The sequence below is a fragment of the Legionella sp. km772 genome, assembly GCF_003989735.1.
In the GTDB taxonomy this organism is placed as follows: Bacteria; Pseudomonadota; Gammaproteobacteria; order Legionellales; family Legionellaceae; genus Legionella.
The window spans coordinates 1-14,602 of the sequence record NZ_RZGQ01000078.1 but is presented as its reverse complement, the minus strand read 5'-3'; the positions used below and the strand labels follow the sequence as shown (position 1 = coordinate 14,602).

Here is a 14,602-nt window from a genome sequence, read left to right as displayed (position 1 = left end):
TCTAACCAGCATTAATATAATGTCCTGCTTAAAATGGCGCCACTTAAAACTCAGCATCTCTGGTCGTTCCCTTGCAAAAATACAGAGTCTAACCCAGGGACTATTTTTTTGCGACAAAGCCTTCGTATTTGCTGACAATCGCATGGGCAACAAGACTGGGAGTCGCCATGCTTTTTGGCAGGAATAACAAAGGCATGGGCGCAATGGAAACGGACTCATCGCAACGGTTGCAGGCGTACTTGGGGCGAACGTGGGCAATCACAGAAAGCTTGGCAGGAACATACTCTAACTGCTCTGTGATTTCTTCCCCAATGCGTTGCTTCATACAGCCGCAAGCACACACCTTTTCTTCCTCTGCAATGTCGTGCTCAATGACTTCACGAGGTAAATGCTCAGGCAATGGGCGGCGTACGGGCTTTTTTCGAGTGTAGGTGATTGTTACGGTATTTTCTTCTTGAGGAAGCGCCGTTTCTTCAACAGAATCTGCTTCATCAAATTGCAACTCCCCTTGTCCTAAATGCGCTTCAGAGGAGCGGCCAAATCGTTGTTGTTTGGCTAAGCGTAATTGTTCTAGAATATTATGATATTTTTCTTTCCATTCTTGGGCTTCTTGTTTTAAAGCTGTATTTTCAGCTTGAATCGGGGCAAGAATTGCTTGAAATTCAGTAGAAAAAATGGGGTGGTCATGAGTCGTTTTCATGCTGGAATTATACCATAACCACCCTGATTTCCTGAGCTTTTTTCAATGAAAATCGAGATAAATTGCAGGCTCTTCTCCTGGGTGAAATGTGTATTTATTAGACGCCATTAACCAATTGAAATGCTCTTTGGTTAACTCAATATGCCCTTGTGTATTTCGTGGGAAAATGAATTTTCCTTTCTCTAATCTGCGATACCATAAGGTAAATCCAAAGTCCTCATAGTAGAGCGCTTTAAGTTTAGAGCCGCAACGACTACGAAATAAAAATAAATGCCCTGATTCAAGCGCCATCCCAAATACCTCTTGTACCAGTATGGCCAAGGTATTGATGGACTTACGCATATCGGTAATCCCGCAATATAAATGAACCTGCACTTCTTCTGGAATCAGCATAGCAACCTCAATTGATTCAGAAGAGAAGAAAAGTCCTGGCTCTTGATATCCATCGCTAGTTCACAGCGGATCCGGTTGGGAAATTGGATAATAATCGATTGATTCGTAGGCTCCTGGTGAACAAAATCCATGCTGCTAATCAGTATCGGTTCAAAATGACTGGCTTTATCCGAACTCTTTTGTAATCGACTTTCCTTGCTCCTTGACCCAAACCTTTTGCGCCATTGATACTTAAATTTAGCAATAGGAACGCCTTGCTCACTACAGAAATCCTCTTGCGATAATCCGCTTCGCTCATAGCTATTAAGTAGGCGATCCCAGTACTCTTCTTTTGATTTCATTACTAGCTCCTCTTTTTGAGAAGCTCAGTTTATGCGGTTTTTATTTCGACGCCAGGTGTATTTCCCCGAACGGATACTTTTAGACCACGTTCCAGGGCTAGCTCTTCAACATCCCGATAACTCAATGAGTAGGCCAAATACCATCTAACCAGCATTAATATAATGTCCTGCTTAAAATGGCGCCACTTAAAACTCAGCATCTCTGGTCGTTCCCTTGCAAAAATACAGAGTCTAACCCAGGGACTATTTTTTTGCGACAAAGCCGATGCCATTCACCTCGACCAAACCTCTTCAAGCCAGTAGAATCAATGGCTATGGCGTGTACTCCGTCCTCAGGCGACCCTGTTTTTTTATATTTTGGAACCTTGATTCCAAGCTTACCAAGTCGCTTACTCAAACAACTAAAATCAGGACAGACAAGCTGTATATTCATGATCCGAAACAGGGAGTTGATAAACCCTTCTGTTTGGCGAAGGGGTAAACGATATACTTGACGTATTTCATGACAGGTGGTGATAGCAAAATCACTGAAACGTTTTGGCGCACCAGCTCCATCATAAACCCGATCCTTCTCATACCATAATGATATAGCCTCTTCCGATAACCAAACATCAATCTCGCCGCGACGACGCAATGCATCGCTGTATTCAGACCAATTACTCAACTTGTATTTTTGTTTCGGTACGTTCCATTCTTTTTTTTCGGCGTATTTATTAGGCATGATGGTGTCACAAAATAATGCATTAGTCATGCCCGAAAGGATACCATAGCTTCTGATCTGCCCCCTCGATCTGTTTATTTTATAAGCTAGGAAACAAAGCCATTAAGACCTGCGAATTCTGTAAAATGCTTCCCCAAACCCCATATTTAATGTAAGCAGCATTTTTTATATTTTAACCCGCTACCGCAAGGGCATGGATCATTTCTTCCCGTTTTAATACCGGCACGTTGAAATGGAATGGTACTGGATTTTATAGGGCGTTCAGAGCTATTTAAAGACAGTAGCTGATTCATAAGGTTACTTACTTTGATTTCATTTTTTCTTCTGTCTTCATCTGATTGAAAGCAATCCCACCACTCCATATCCTTAATGGCATCAATATAATGGTATTGGCCCATAAAGTGTTTATCAGTATTGGTGCTGGCATCAGAGTTAGCAAACCAATCTTCAAAATCCTCTAAACTGGTATAGTCTGGATCGACATATCCCTTATTAAATGCTTCTACTAGCCCAGGAATCAGTTCATAAAGATAAAGATCCATAACCATGCCAGCAAGGATTGCCCATAGATGCGGTTGGTCTTTTTCAAGCTTCCCGTCAATCAACTCTAATAAATATTTGGTGAGTGTTTCTTTGTCAATCAGCTCAAGTAAACAAAGTGCGTTAAAACTAGAAAGAACAGAGGCGCGCACATACTCATTCAGCGTTTGATTCTCAATGACTTTGGTCAACAGGAATAAATCACCATTGAAGGTGGAGGCAATTATGTTTTTCATTCCATAATCGGTAACCATATCATCGCCCAATAGATGGAATGCGGCTTCTCCTGGTAATTCCAAAAGCGCTATTATTTTGGGAAATGCAGCTTTGCAACGAAAATGTGCTAATAAATAGAGCGCAAAAACATGGTGCATATTATCGTTTGGAATACTTGGGTAATTTACAAGAGCATCATCTAGAGAATCCAATAAAATGGGAATGACCTCCTCTTTTTTTGTTAATAAATAATCTACATCTGCTTTTGGAAAGAAGCCTTTGTATTGACTGATATTATTCAGGGCCATTTCAATGGTTAGCGATTGATTCATGTCTTCCTGCTCTATAACAGGTTGATTCTTGTCGTTCATAAAATGTAAATCCAAATTGTATCTGGTTAAAAATAAGTAAGTTTCAAATTCATTGAATACTTGCTTTACTAGTGCAGTAAAACTGATTTAAAGAGCGCAGGCCTCTTCTGGTACCATAACAGCTTCTTTTTTACGACATACATCCATTAAAAACTGGATAAGGTCTCTGAGCTCACCGATAAGAAGCGAAAAATTAGCATCAAATTGTTCTTGCTCATTATCTAATTTGCCATTGTCTTTGAACGCATCGTCGAGATAATCAAGACATTTCAACCGTTTTAACAGGAAATTATTGGTTAGAACAAATTGAACCCTCTCTTGCCAAATCAGCTCAATGGAGGAAACCGTATACCCCTGGGCAAGTAGCGTAGTTAATTCCTCGCTGTTTTCTTCTATATCCTTACAGGTATACTGGCTTTTGTCTTCTCCAGAGGTAACAAGCACACAGCTTTTTGCAAGCACTAGACCTTCGGGCAAAGAAGTAGGCTCATGCAACCAACGAGCAAACAAAGTACTTAAATCAGAATCAGGCATTAGGGGTGCGGCATCGAGTGAACCCAGAGCTTTAGTCAAAAGGGTAATGACTTCAGAGGCTTTATTGGGGTTGGCACTATTGATGACCAGCCATTGTTTGTTTGTATCGATATAAAACCAATCCTTTTTTTGTACGCTAAAGGCTTTAGGCAGTAAGTCAAACTCAATTTCTTCTTTGAGTTGCAGGATTTCAGCTCGCCGCATTGGCCGATTATGTGTTAATTCAAAAGCATTATTTTTTTCTTCAAGCACTGCCTGAATAATGCTGCTGGGTAAGAGGCGTACCTCTTTAGCTGCGACTAAGAGGTGGCAGCCATACAGGCTGTGTACTTTTCCTTTTTCTTCATCAATTGGGGCTACAAAGCCTTGCGATTGACGTGCATGAGGTGGGCATGGTTTTAGGCGAAACTCTTCTAGAGCTTGTTCCAGCTCATCTGCATTTTTTTCAAAAGGGGTGTTGAATTGATACACTACAAGGTTATTAAACCACATAAAAAACTCCTAAAACGGAACATCATCATCAAAATCCTGCAGTACAGGAGGTTGATTGTTGGCAGGAATTGGATTCTGGGCGGCATAGCCAGGCTCATTGTTATCAGGCCTTTCTTCATCATGCCGGCTATCCAGCATCTGTATGTCATTGGCAACAATCTCGGTGGTATAACGGTCTATGCCTTGCTGGTCTTGCCACTTTCGGGTGCGAAGGCTCCCTTCAATGTAGAGCTTTGAGCCTTTTCTCACGTATTTCCCAACAATTTCTGTAAGTTGTCTAAAAAATACAACGCGATGCCATTCGGTTTTTTCCTGTTTTTCCCCAGTTTGTTTGTCTTTCCACGTTTCACTGGTTGCTAAAGAAAGAGTCGCTATCGCATTGCCTTCTGTTATTTGCCGCACCTCGGGTGCATTGCCCACATTACCTACTAGAATAACTTTGTTAATACCCCGAGCCATCATTACCTCCCCAGTTTATTGGCCGTTAATGGCCTCTTTTAATTTTGCGCCGGTTTTAAAGCTCACAGCTTTACTGGCAGCAATCTCAATGGGTTGTCCTGTAGCAGGATTTCGTCCGGTACGAGCAGGGCGTTCTTTCACCGATAAACTGGCAAACCCTGGCAACACAATGGAGTCGCCCTTGGCAAGTAAATCAGTGAGGCAGCTAATTACTGCATTTAAGGCGGTTTCTGAGTCAGTTTTACTGAGTCCTGATGTATTGCTGATGGCAGCAACCAATTCTTTTTTATTCATAGGATGTTCCTTATTCATAGCGCGTGGCGCTTCGTTTTGATATGGATTCGATTTTGTCGGCGCAATAATCGGGTACAAATGGGGTTCTGTCAAATAAAACAAGCATTTTTCCAGCGTTCTTATCATTATTAATCTGGTTTTTGTATTAAGCTCTCTCCAAAATAGAGCATCCATTAAAAAGAAAATCCCATCTGCTGATGAGTTGACGATTGATTGCTTTTCTTGGGGACAGGGGATTGGTTTTGAGTCTTGAGACTTTTAGTGCTTTGAGTTATTTTGGATTCATGCACCTCTTCAGTATTCTCTGCATGCACTAAAAAGGGTAGTAGATGCAGCAGAAGGTGATTGTCGCAATCAAAGGTTTTAAGATGATAGCCCCGTTGATGGCGTATCTTGGCTTGCTGACAAAAAGAATCAAACGCTTCGTTAAAATTGGCAAAGGCCAGTGTTCTGCTTTGTCCCAATTTTGATTTAATGCGCCCATTGATTAAGGTAATGATCCAGTCTTCAAGTAAATCTTTACTTAGCCGGATGACATAATAGCGTGTATCTTTCTCAAAGCGGGCAGCATGATAGCGTTCCTTTCTTTGAAAATCCAGATGATAAACCCAGGGCAGGGTAGTGAAGCATGCGGTCATGACCAAGACTTACCTGTAGCGGGCTCAGTCACATTCATTTCTATAAAGCCATTGCGCAAATCAGCAAGGTAACCTGCTTCCTCGATCAGTTCATTAATGGTTTCATCCAATTCCTTATCAGTTTCATAGGGGACTTTAAGCACATACTCCCAGCTCTCTTTATCCTTTTTTACCATATCAAATGGGGCAAAGCACTCTTCTTCAATTTGTCGCCTTGATTCATTTTTCCCTCTAACGAATTTGGAGTTGTTCTCCACCTGGAGCCAAACCTCAATTACTGCAATTTTTTTGGTGGATTGACTGCCAGGGAGGGTTTGCTCTGGATTTTTTCGTTGGTGTTCTTTTAAAATACGGTACACACTGGCAATGCCGATATCAAGTTTTTTAGCAACAGCAACCCGCATGTATCCTTGGTTAACAAGCGTAATGACTTCATGGCTTTTAGCGCGGGCAGTTGGTTTTCGTCCTTTATAAACCCCTTCTTTTTTGGCGCGCTCAATGCCTTCAAGTTGGCGTTCACGACGTAAATTGGTTTCAAACTCAGCAAAGACACCGAGCATATCCAAAAAGAATTTACCTGATGCGCTGGAGGTATCAACAGGTTGGTCTAGTGCTTTTAAGTTAATGTTCTTATCTTTTAAATCATGAATTAAGTTTTGTAAATCAAGAATATTGCGTGTGAGGCGATCAATTCGTGTGACGACCAGGGTATCTCCTTCTCTAATATAATTCATGCATTCATCAAATGCGGTTCGGTCTTTTTTTGAGGTGCCACTTTTTTTCTCAGAGAAGATTTTCTTGCATCCTGCTTTCCTCAAGGCATCAAGCTGAATATCTAAATTTTGGTCAATTGTCGATACACGGGCATAACCTACTAAATCCATCAGCATTTCCTATCAATAGACTCTAAAAGAAGGGATTCTACTTTACCATAAATAAAAACAAAACTCTATTGATAGAAAAAATAGAGGGGTTCAAGAAGGGGTGAAAATTATCACAAGGGTGCACCCTTGTGATATGGTCTGCGGTCAGATTAAGATGGCCCCAAATTATAAATCAGACCACCTTTTCTGTTGGCTGCGCCTCGTGTTAAATGGCATGTCTTAAAACATCACAAACCCAGGAGTTTAAGCTTTTCCCTGATTGCTTGGCTACCACGTAGGCTTCGCGATGAAGGTCTGGCGGGATTCTTAAGTTAAATTTCCCTGAAAAGGGCTTCTCAGGGCTTTCATTTCTTTCTTTGCAAAATGCAAGATAATCTTCAATTGAATCTATAAATGCTTGTTTTAAGTCATGAGCCGAATCAGATTGAAAGGTGATTACATCTTTTGTATTGATTACCTCTCCTGCAAAAATTTCTGCTTCATCATCAAACTCTACATTACCAATATAGCCTTTATAATTTAACATGGCTTCACTCCAGCTTCTTTTAGAAAACGTCTCATAGAAACAACAGCCCCCTTATCAGTTTCTTTTTTAGGATGTGGTCTATGAAAAACAGCTCGAATTCCATTAAGTGCTATGCGTACTCTAGAGCCATTACCCTCTGTAACTTCAGCCCCTAATGCAATAAGCATTAACTCAATATCTTTCCAGATAATTGAAGAGCTAACAGGAGTTTCAAATATGTTTTTAAGCACTTTTTTATGTTTGGCATTCATAATTATAATAGTACCACATAATGGTACTATTTCAAGTTTTTTCTGAACTCTAATGGCTTTTAATGGTTTTGTGTAGCATTAAGTAGCATGTTAGTAGCAATTAAATTGCTACTTTGTTTTGTATGATTGCTCATATGCTCATCGAGTTAACGCCTTGTATTCAATCGGCTAATACGTTGTTTAGACTATAGCGTTGGGATAATTAAGCCTTAAGTGCCTAAATGTAGCAAAAGTAGCAAAGATTGAGATTCGATTCCGATTATTTACACAGGGGATTCATTTCAATATTAGTTTTATTTCCAGTCTTTACCAGACGTATGTACTGATGTTCCATCAGGGTTTCCAATGCATCATCTCTTTGTATCTTGCTACGCAATGGCCCAAATTGCAAAATGTCTCGAGGCGTTTTGGTTTGTGGCCTTTGCTCTAAAAGCCAAACTAATAACTTTTGGGCATCTTCAAGATTAGGCTTTGACGATTGCGGCTCTAACAGGCGGCTTGCTTCACTTAAGTACCAGTTCATCAGCGTAATCGCTTGCTCGATGTTCTCGACACTGATGTCCCCAGTTTTTCCTGAAAAGAGATGGAATAGGGCGGCAAGACGCACTGCATTTTCAGCTGCCTTGCTTGCAAAGTCCTTAATTTCCATCCATTGCCCCTGTGCAGTTAGTCCGGCTTCAATGCTATTAAAGAACTGAATCCATAAATGCTTCGCTTGGGGATTCATTTTGAGTAACGGCAGGTTAATACAGCCTGCCTGGTTTAATCGTTGTGATTGATCGAGACAGTCCCTAATGCGTTGCTCGTATTCGTTTAAACCCTCAAGTTGTTCTGGTGGCTCCTGATAAAATCGTGTTCCCATGGAGCTATCTGGGTAGGCGAGCAGACAGCGCGCCAGAAAACCGCTTTGGCGGCTGATTCCGGTAGCCTGACTAATCATCTGTTCCAGTAATAATGGCTGCATCATCAGATTTAAAGTAAGGCGTCTGTTCTCGATGATAAAGCTTTGAGAAGTCTTACGATGGGCTGCAAATGATTTTCCTTCCCATAAACGATTAAGTAATGCGACAAATCGCATGGGATTGGATTGCATGCTGTGGCTGCCAAGTATTATTCCTGCCTCATCGGACCAAAGAGAGGCACTTGGCCAGCCGTGGGCGAGATGGATTGCTAAAGCTTCTTGGGTTGCATCTTCAAAGTAAAGTGTGGGTTGAATTGGAATGTCTGGCTCTTGGTGAATCAGATCGTCAAGTAAATCCTTGTAATAATCGCTGTCTTCGCCGGAGTACACAGCACGTTTGATTTGGGTCAGCAGCCCATCTCGCTCCATCTGCCAAGCTTTATGTTGGGTTAAAGCACTTAACCGCTCAGGCTCTCGTTTTTTACGCACCGCTGCTTCCCATTGACGGATGGCTTTAGAAAAAACATTATCAGCAGCACTTTTGCGCTCCCCAGAGCTTGCAATGACTAGAAAATACAGAGACACAGGGCTAACCAGGTAGTTGTCACGAGCCACATTGGCAAGCGCTTGGCAGGCTAGAGACAGATTAGCCAAGGCGCCACCCGCTACTAAAGGCAATGGTTGTTGACCATAAGATTGATAGGCATTGACTACTTGTTGCAGAATATTGGGTAGCGCATCGAAGGGGTATGGGGTTTCACTATTCAACACAGGTGCAAGAGGAATGGGTTGACCCCAACTATTCGATTGATTTTTTTGCTGAGTCGATAAGTCTGAACGTTCTATGGTTGCATGAGACATCAAATGCCGATTGTTAAAGAGAACTAATAACTCATGTTACGCACATGGTCTTGCAGTTTGAACAAAAAGCATTAGAATTCCGCCCTTAATTTTAGGGAGGGAATTCAATGGATATGCTTGATCTTTATAGTGATTATTTAATATTTCAAAACAAATATGCGACAGCAACAGGGTTGTCTGATTTGGTTGATGGAGCATTTGCTCATGATAAAGTAACCCGATTTCTTCGTCTTAAGGATTTTGGTTCAAAATCACTTTGGCGCTATGTAAAAAAGCCAGTTAGGTCGCAAGAAACAGTTGGTGGAGTATTGATTCTTGATGATTCCATTGAAGAAAAGCCCTACACCGATGAGAATGAAGTGAATTGCTGGCATTACTCTCATGCCAAAGGGACTGTGCTCAAAGGGATAAATATCCTGACGTGCATGGTTCGCTATGCTGACTTCAGCGTACCCATAGGATATGAGGTGATTAAAAAAGAAATTGCCTATAGTGATATTAAAACCAGACAAATGCGAAAAAAGTCCTCAGTGACTAAAAATCAATTATTCCAAAACCTGATTGCCCAGGCCATTACCAACAAGGTGATGTTTGATTATGTTCTGGCGGACAACTGGTTTGGCTCGAAGGCCAATATGGTTCACATCCATAAAGGCCTTCAAAAATCGTTTATCATTGGGATTAAGTCTAACCGCACGTTAGCATTATCTGAAAACGATGCCAAAAACGGACGGTACCAACAAGTAAGAGCATTAGATGTTGAAGAGGATGTAGCCCACACAGTCTGGCTTAAAGGCCTGGACTTCCCAGTGAGGCTCCTGAAAAAAGTGTTCAAAAACGAAAACGGTTCAACAGGAATTCTCTATCTTGTTTCTAATGACATGCTAAGTAGTGCCGAACGTCTTTATGAAGTGTACCAGAAACGGTGGCGGATTGAAGAGTTCCACAAATCAATTAAGCAAAACGCAAGCTTAACCAAGTCTCCCACTAGAACCGTCAAAACACAGTGTAATCATATTTATGCTTCTATTATTGCTTACTGCAAGCTCGAAATGCTGAAGATAAAAACCCAATTAAATCACTTTGCCATTAAGTACAAACTAATTGTTAGAGCGAACCAAATTGCCTGGCAGGAGCTTAAAAATATGGCTGCTTAAAATTGATCGTGCGTAACATGAGCTAATAAGCTATTTTACGCGCAGACCCTAACCGTTGTAAAATCAGCTTTAGTTATCAATTATTATGATGAAGTGCTCGCGGTTGTAATTTGACACAACTTGAGCTCCCGTCCACTCACCTTTAGGTAGAACATGGAACTTTTAGATAAAATTAGCGCTCTGGAGGAAGAAGCGTCCCAATTTGGATTCAAGTGGCAACATGCCGACCAAATTATGAATCAAATTCACAGTGAGTGTAACGAGATCAAAGAGCACCTAGGCCATGAACTTTCAAAAGAGAATCAAATCGCTTTACAAGAAGAAATTGGCGATTTACTCCACGCGGTGTTTTCGTTGTGTATTTTTTGTAAATTAAGCCCAAGAGTAACCCTTGGACAATCAATTACTAAATTTGAAAGGCGATTACGGGCGGTTAAACTGATTGCCGAAGAACGAGAATTGATTAATTTGGAAGGACTGTCTTTTGATGAGTTGATGCGTATTTGGGATAAGGCTAAAGAATTAGTTGGGTAAATGTTGGTTTTTCGTGCCTGTGCGCAGCTGTAAATGCCATTGATTTGAGTTCATCCTTGAACCCGCTAGTGTTTCAACATCCTGTCAACATTCCAGCTGCGCCAAACAAATTCAGTATAGCTTCATAGTGGCAATAATCCATTATCTGGAATGCTGAATTTTGTGTAAGAGATTTCTTGGTCTGACTAAACAGTGCTTGATGAAAATTTACTAACTTTGAATTAATAACTCCAATGCGGTCTGTCTTAAGCTCGTGTCTTGTTGTTTAATAGCCATGGTCATTGCTTTTCTGGTACCCACAAGCACGGCCAATTTTTTAGCGCGCGTTAGTCCGGTATAAATTAAATTTCGGTAGAGCATTTTAAAGTGTTGGGTGAGCACGGGGATAATGACTGCTGCAAATTCACTGCCCTGTGATTTATGGATGGTAATGGCATAGGCTAAATCCAATTCCATAATGTCTTCTTTTTGGTAATGAACCTCTCTATTGTCGGGTAAAAAGGATACCAAACAAGTAAGGTTCTCATTATCGATGTTGCTGATTGTTCCAATGTCCCCATTGAACACGTTCAAATCATAATTGTTACGCCTATGGATTACTCTATCCCCCTCCCGAAAGATTCGCTCCCCAACTTTTAATTGATTTTTGTTTAATGAGTAGGGATTAGCCCTGTCTTGAATGACGCTATTTAAGTTTGCAGAGCCTAAAGTTCCCCTGGTCATGGGGGTTAAAATTTGAATCTCAGTGGCAGTCCCATGGTATTTAGGTATCCAGTTTAGATAGAGTTGCACGACCACTTCTACGGCGCTAAGTCCATAATGCAAGGACGACCAAGGGTGAATTTTCTTTAATAACAACTTTAAAGCCTGTACCTCACTTTCGGTGTTTTGTAACTTACTTAAGTCAACATGTTTGAATTTACTGGGCACTTCAAAATCGTGCTCATAGGCGGAAGTAATTAGTTCTCCCGTCCTGAATTCAAAAGGGGTTCCAAGAGATGGTTCTTCTAAATCTTTATTGTTCCATTGAAAATGATTTTTTACTCTAGAGATAAAGCTAAGTTGTTCTTTGGTTGCCTCATCCGTGTCAATAAAGAGACAATCTTCTCCTGAATGCCACAGTTCAGGCTGATGAAATGGCGAGTTAATTGGCGGCACTTGCGACTTATTGATAGCATGGGCATATTTAATGATGGAGGAGGCTTGTGCTTGGCGAAATATTTGGGTCAAGCGAAAGCAAGGAATAACTCCAGAAGCAATCACATCTTTTAGAACATTACCCGCACCAACCGGAGGTAGCTGGTCGGCATCGCCAATAAAAAGAACCTGGCAGTGTTGGGGTATTGCTTTTAGTAATGACGCGCTTAAGCTGATATCCAGCATGGAGCATTCGTCTACTATTAAAAAATCGGCATCGAGTGGGTTTTCTTCATTCATTTTAAACTCACCACCTTTCCATTCAAGAAGGCGGTGAATGGTTTTGGCCTCACGCCCAATCACTTCAGTCATACGCTGGGTGGCTCGCCCTGTTGGGGCTGCAAGAAGAACATTTTTCTTCATCGCTTCAAGAAGCTTGACTAAAACCTGAGTCGTTGTGGTTTTTCCGCACCCAGGGCCACCAGTTAACACCGAAAAACGATACTGAACAATCTGGCAAACCGCAGCACGTTGTTCTTCACTTAAGGAAATTGATTTGCGTTGGCAATAAGTATTAATCCACAACGTGATTCGCTCCGAGTCGGAAGAAACAAAACCATTCATGTCTTTAATTTTTTGAGCAACGGTTTCTTCATCATAAAACAGGGTCTTGGAGTAATAAGCAATGGACTTCTCATGTTCATGTTCAATCACACGGGTTTTAAGTTGTTGTTCTTGCTCCATCAAGGTGAGATGCTCACTAAGTTGAGTCTCTAGGTTTAGATCAATTAATTCGAGAATTCCTTCGTTAATTTGTGGCATTGTTAAATAACAATGCCCCTGTTCTCGGCTGGCTGCCAAAACATGTTTTATTGCTGCAATGATTCGTTGTGGACTATCAGGGGGCACGCCAAGGCTTAATGCCACTTTATCTGCTGAAAAGAAACCAATCCCATAAAAATCATTGGCGAGCTGATAGGGATTTTCTGTGACTATTTGTATTGCGTCGTCTTTGTATTTTTTATAGATTTTGACTGCAAACAGAGTGCTTATTCCATGATCTTGCAAGAACATCATTACATCTCGGATTGCTTTATGCTCCGTCCATGCAGCCTCAATCATAATTAGTTTTTTTGTGGCGATTCCTGGGACTTCGGTTAATCGATTAATATTGGATTCGAATATCTCCAAGGTATCTTGTTTAAAGAATTTAACAATTTTCTTTGCGGTTTTTGGGCCAACTCCTTTAATAAGACCTGAGCCTAAATATTTTTCTAAAGAGGCTGCGGTTGCTGGCTTTTTTTCAATAGCCTTATTTGCTTTAAATTGACGGCCATATTTCTTATCTAGTGTCCATGCACCGACAAACTCCATTGTAGCACCGGCAAAAACTTTGGTTTGATGGATGGTCACTGTTTCTTGTTGTTGCGGCGCATTGAGCGGATGAACCCTAAGAACAGACCAACCTGTTGTTGGATTGTGGTACGTTACTTTGCTGACAATCCCTTTTAGAACTTCATCTAAACTGCTCATCAACATACCAATGCTCGATTGGCCGATAAAGGGTTATGGTTTATCATCTCGACACCATGCAATATTTACTTATTTTACGGCCTGTGCTTGGCTAATTTTCATTGCTTTTTTCTGCATCTCGGCTAATTTGCAATTAGTTGAGCGAATGACTTCATCTTTAGAGGAGGCGCATAGCTTTTCAAATTTCTCTAAAGACTCGTCGAGAGCCACTTGGCTCGCTGTTGCTGTAAATGTTATCAACATGAGCATCGCAATTATTGTTTTCATTGTACTTCCTTGAGTTCTGTATAGTTTAGCTAGTGATCACTCTTCTTAAGATGAAATTTTTTGTGAATTTATTTTCTTCCAATCCTTATCTTTAGAGAAGATAAAAGCAGCTGCCTCTTCAAAGAAATGGTCAATTTCTCCGATACCAGCCCATGCGCAGTATTCTTTTATTTCTGAGTAAATGTCTTTGTTAATTTCAATTTTAATTTTTTCCTTTTCAGGTAATTTTTTTGCGTTGATTAAAGCCATAATAAATCCTTATTTTTCTATATAAAAATAGTGTTGTTAATAGCGATTACTAAATGGATCATAACTGCTGCTATTATACATTGAATGACGATGATAATCACTATTCCAAGAGTTATGCTCAAAAGCGCTTGAACCCATGGAATTTCCCATGCTGTCTAATGCTCCAATCATGGGTAATCCTGTAGCAGGATTATATTCTGTTGTATTCTGTGATAAATCAAAATTATTTTCATTATTTTGCTCATCAGCAGATTCAATAAAAAAGGCGGCGTATGCAAAAACTGCAAAAACAATAAGAAGTACAATCATTTAAAACTCCTTTTTTTAAATAGTTTAAATCAGATGTTAGAGAACATCAGTAATCGAGTCAATCACATGCGCGCAATTGATATGCGCTCCACAAAAAACACAATACAAATATAAAAATTAACCCCGTCAAATAAAAGAATAAAATAAGTATTTCTAGAAACAAGCACACCATTGGGTTTTACCGCATATCCAGCCCAAACTGGCAATGAGATTTATTGAGTAATTTTTTCGATCAATCTTTTCAGAATATCAACATCATCCATGTTGGAGAGAGTCTCATCAAAAAGTGAGAAG

At 40.5% G+C, this 14,602-nt stretch carries 18 protein-coding genes and 2 pseudogenes; 2 read left to right on the top strand and 18 right to left on the bottom strand.

Annotated features, from left to right (window positions below; genetic code table 11):
• Positions 1–100: 100 nt before the first annotated feature.
• The 14 genes and pseudogenes from ELY15_RS09235 to ELY15_RS09170 form a co-directional block, all read right to left on the bottom strand.
• Positions 101–700, bottom strand: a complete 600-nt coding sequence (locus ELY15_RS09235; protein WP_127099382.1) for an IS66 family transposase zinc-finger binding domain-containing protein — start codon at positions 698–700, stop codon at positions 101–103.
• A 42-nt stretch (positions 701–742) separates the two neighbouring features.
• A complete protein-coding gene (tnpB, locus tag ELY15_RS09230; protein ID WP_127099381.1) occupies positions 743–1,093 on the bottom strand; it encodes an IS66 family insertion sequence element accessory protein TnpB in 351 nt (116 codons plus the stop codon).
• Positions 1,087–1,434 (bottom strand): hypothetical protein, encoded by a 348-nt coding sequence (locus tag ELY15_RS09225; protein ID WP_127099380.1) that lies wholly within the window; start codon positions 1,432–1,434, stop codon positions 1,087–1,089. The genes tnpB and ELY15_RS09225 overlap by 7 nt, the downstream gene beginning before the upstream one ends.
• A gap of 74 nt (positions 1,435–1,508) precedes the next feature.
• Positions 1,509–1,634 (bottom strand): annotated as a pseudogene (locus ELY15_RS09220) (IS6 family transposase); the annotation flags it as partial.
• Positions 1,635–1,696: 62 nt separating this feature from the next.
• Positions 1,697–2,155: pseudogene (locus ELY15_RS09215) on the bottom strand (transposase); the annotation flags it as partial.
• Positions 2,156–2,301: 146 nt separating this feature from the next.
• A complete protein-coding gene (locus ELY15_RS16435; RefSeq protein WP_127099379.1) occupies positions 2,302–3,282 on the bottom strand; it encodes a DUF1186 domain-containing protein in 981 nt (326 codons plus the stop codon).
• An 87-nt stretch (positions 3,283–3,369) separates the two neighbouring features.
• Positions 3,370–4,308: a recombination-associated protein RdgC gene (locus ELY15_RS09205; protein WP_127099378.1), complete on the bottom strand. Its 939-nt coding sequence runs from the start codon at positions 4,306–4,308 to the stop codon at positions 3,370–3,372.
• Positions 4,309–4,317: 9 nt separating this feature from the next.
• Complete coding sequence (gene ssb / locus ELY15_RS09200) at positions 4,318–4,767, bottom strand: single-stranded DNA-binding protein (RefSeq protein WP_127099377.1); 450 nt, start codon at positions 4,765–4,767, stop codon at positions 4,318–4,320.
• A 15-nt stretch (positions 4,768–4,782) separates the two neighbouring features.
• Positions 4,783–5,079 carry an HU family DNA-binding protein gene (locus ELY15_RS09195; protein WP_255411082.1) on the bottom strand — a complete coding sequence of 99 codons (297 nt, stop codon included), beginning with the start codon at positions 5,077–5,079 and terminating at the stop codon, positions 4,783–4,785.
• Positions 5,080–5,234: 155 nt separating this feature from the next.
• Positions 5,235–5,699, bottom strand: coding sequence for a WGR domain-containing protein (locus ELY15_RS09190; protein ID WP_127099375.1), 465 nt, complete (start codon positions 5,697–5,699; stop codon positions 5,235–5,237).
• Entirely contained in the window at positions 5,696–6,583 is an 888-nt protein-coding gene (locus tag ELY15_RS09185; protein ID WP_127099374.1) for a recombinase family protein, read from the bottom strand. The genes ELY15_RS09190 and ELY15_RS09185 overlap by 4 nt, the downstream gene beginning before the upstream one ends.
• Before the next feature lie 205 nt (positions 6,584–6,788).
• On the bottom strand, positions 6,789–7,109 hold the full coding sequence (locus tag ELY15_RS09180) for a type II toxin-antitoxin system HicB family antitoxin (protein ID WP_127099373.1): 321 nt from the start codon (positions 7,107–7,109) through the stop codon (positions 6,789–6,791).
• A complete protein-coding gene (locus tag ELY15_RS09175) occupies positions 7,103–7,360 on the bottom strand; it encodes a type II toxin-antitoxin system HicA family toxin (RefSeq protein WP_199744198.1) in 258 nt (85 codons plus the stop codon). The genes ELY15_RS09180 and ELY15_RS09175 overlap by 7 nt, the downstream gene beginning before the upstream one ends.
• Before the next feature lie 259 nt (positions 7,361–7,619).
• Positions 7,620–9,122 (bottom strand): YfjI family protein, encoded by a 1,503-nt coding sequence (locus ELY15_RS09170; RefSeq protein ID WP_127099371.1) that lies wholly within the window; start codon positions 9,120–9,122, stop codon positions 7,620–7,622.
• A 107-nt stretch (positions 9,123–9,229) separates the two neighbouring features.
• Here ELY15_RS09170 and ELY15_RS09165 point away from each other — a divergent pair, with 107 nt between their 5' ends.
• Complete coding sequence (locus ELY15_RS09165; RefSeq protein WP_127099370.1) at positions 9,230–10,279, top strand: transposase; 1,050 nt, start codon at positions 9,230–9,232, stop codon at positions 10,277–10,279.
• Between the two features lie 153 nt (positions 10,280–10,432).
• The gene (locus ELY15_RS09160) at positions 10,433–10,813 is read left to right on the top strand and encodes a MazG nucleotide pyrophosphohydrolase domain-containing protein (RefSeq protein ID WP_127099369.1); all 381 of its coding nucleotides are present in this window, start codon (positions 10,433–10,435) and stop codon (positions 10,811–10,813) included.
• A 210-nt stretch (positions 10,814–11,023) separates the two neighbouring features.
• On the opposite strand, the gene ELY15_RS09155 is transcribed toward ELY15_RS09160, so the two are convergent.
• From ELY15_RS09155 to ELY15_RS09140, 4 genes are all read right to left on the bottom strand, one after another.
• Positions 11,024–13,483: an AAA family ATPase gene (locus tag ELY15_RS09155; RefSeq protein WP_199744197.1), complete on the bottom strand. Its 2,460-nt coding sequence runs from the start codon at positions 13,481–13,483 to the stop codon at positions 11,024–11,026.
• A gap of 69 nt (positions 13,484–13,552) precedes the next feature.
• Positions 13,553–13,750: a hypothetical protein gene (locus tag ELY15_RS09150; RefSeq protein ID WP_127099367.1), complete on the bottom strand. Its 198-nt coding sequence runs from the start codon at positions 13,748–13,750 to the stop codon at positions 13,553–13,555.
• Between the two features lie 45 nt (positions 13,751–13,795).
• Positions 13,796–13,999, bottom strand: a complete 204-nt coding sequence (locus ELY15_RS09145; RefSeq protein WP_127099366.1) for a hypothetical protein — start codon at positions 13,997–13,999, stop codon at positions 13,796–13,798.
• Positions 14,000–14,035: 36 nt separating this feature from the next.
• A complete protein-coding gene (locus tag ELY15_RS09140) occupies positions 14,036–14,308 on the bottom strand; it encodes a hypothetical protein (RefSeq protein ID WP_127099365.1) in 273 nt (90 codons plus the stop codon).
• Positions 14,309–14,602 lie beyond the last annotated feature (294 nt).

What these genes read in the sequence shown, in the direction of transcription:
- ELY15_RS09235 (WP_127099382.1), bottom strand. Translation starts at nt 700, where the DNA reads ATGAAAACGACTCATGACCACCCCATTTTTTCTACTGAATTTCAAGCA.
- tnpB (WP_127099381.1), bottom strand. Translation starts at nt 1,093, where the DNA reads ATGCTGATTCCAGAAGAAGTGCAGGTTCATTTATATTGCGGGATTACC.
- ELY15_RS09225 (WP_127099380.1), bottom strand. Translation starts at nt 1,434, where the DNA reads ATGAAATCAAAAGAAGAGTACTGGGATCGCCTACTTAATAGCTATGAG.
- ELY15_RS16435 (WP_127099379.1), bottom strand. Translation starts at nt 3,282, where the DNA reads ATGAACGACAAGAATCAACCTGTTATAGAGCAGGAAGACATGAATCAA.
- ELY15_RS09205 (WP_127099378.1), bottom strand. Translation starts at nt 4,308, where the DNA reads ATGTGGTTTAATAACCTTGTAGTGTATCAATTCAACACCCCTTTTGAA.
- ssb (WP_127099377.1), bottom strand. Translation starts at nt 4,767, where the DNA reads ATGGCTCGGGGTATTAACAAAGTTATTCTAGTAGGTAATGTGGGCAAT.
- ELY15_RS09195 (WP_255411082.1), bottom strand. Translation starts at nt 5,079, where the DNA reads ATGAATAAGGAACATCCTATGAATAAAAAAGAATTGGTTGCTGCCATC.
- ELY15_RS09190 (WP_127099375.1), bottom strand. Translation starts at nt 5,699, where the DNA reads ATGACCGCATGCTTCACTACCCTGCCCTGGGTTTATCATCTGGATTTT.
- ELY15_RS09185 (WP_127099374.1), bottom strand. Translation starts at nt 6,583, where the DNA reads ATGGATTTAGTAGGTTATGCCCGTGTATCGACAATTGACCAAAATTTA.
- ELY15_RS09180 (WP_127099373.1), bottom strand. Translation starts at nt 7,109, where the DNA reads ATGTTAAATTATAAAGGCTATATTGGTAATGTAGAGTTTGATGATGAA.
- ELY15_RS09175 (WP_199744198.1), bottom strand. Translation starts at nt 7,360, where the DNA reads ATGAATGCCAAACATAAAAAAGTGCTTAAAAACATATTTGAAACTCCT.
- ELY15_RS09170 (WP_127099371.1), bottom strand. Translation starts at nt 9,122, where the DNA reads ATGTCTCATGCAACCATAGAACGTTCAGACTTATCGACTCAGCAAAAA.
- ELY15_RS09165 (WP_127099370.1), top strand. Translation starts at nt 9,230, where the DNA reads ATGGATATGCTTGATCTTTATAGTGATTATTTAATATTTCAAAACAAA.
- ELY15_RS09160 (WP_127099369.1), top strand. Translation starts at nt 10,433, where the DNA reads ATGGAACTTTTAGATAAAATTAGCGCTCTGGAGGAAGAAGCGTCCCAA.
- ELY15_RS09155 (WP_199744197.1), bottom strand. Translation starts at nt 13,483, where the DNA reads ATGAGCAGTTTAGATGAAGTTCTAAAAGGGATTGTCAGCAAAGTAACG.
- ELY15_RS09150 (WP_127099367.1), bottom strand. Translation starts at nt 13,750, where the DNA reads ATGAAAACAATAATTGCGATGCTCATGTTGATAACATTTACAGCAACA.
- ELY15_RS09145 (WP_127099366.1), bottom strand. Translation starts at nt 13,999, where the DNA reads ATGGCTTTAATCAACGCAAAAAAATTACCTGAAAAGGAAAAAATTAAA.
- ELY15_RS09140 (WP_127099365.1), bottom strand. Translation starts at nt 14,308, where the DNA reads ATGATTGTACTTCTTATTGTTTTTGCAGTTTTTGCATACGCCGCCTTT.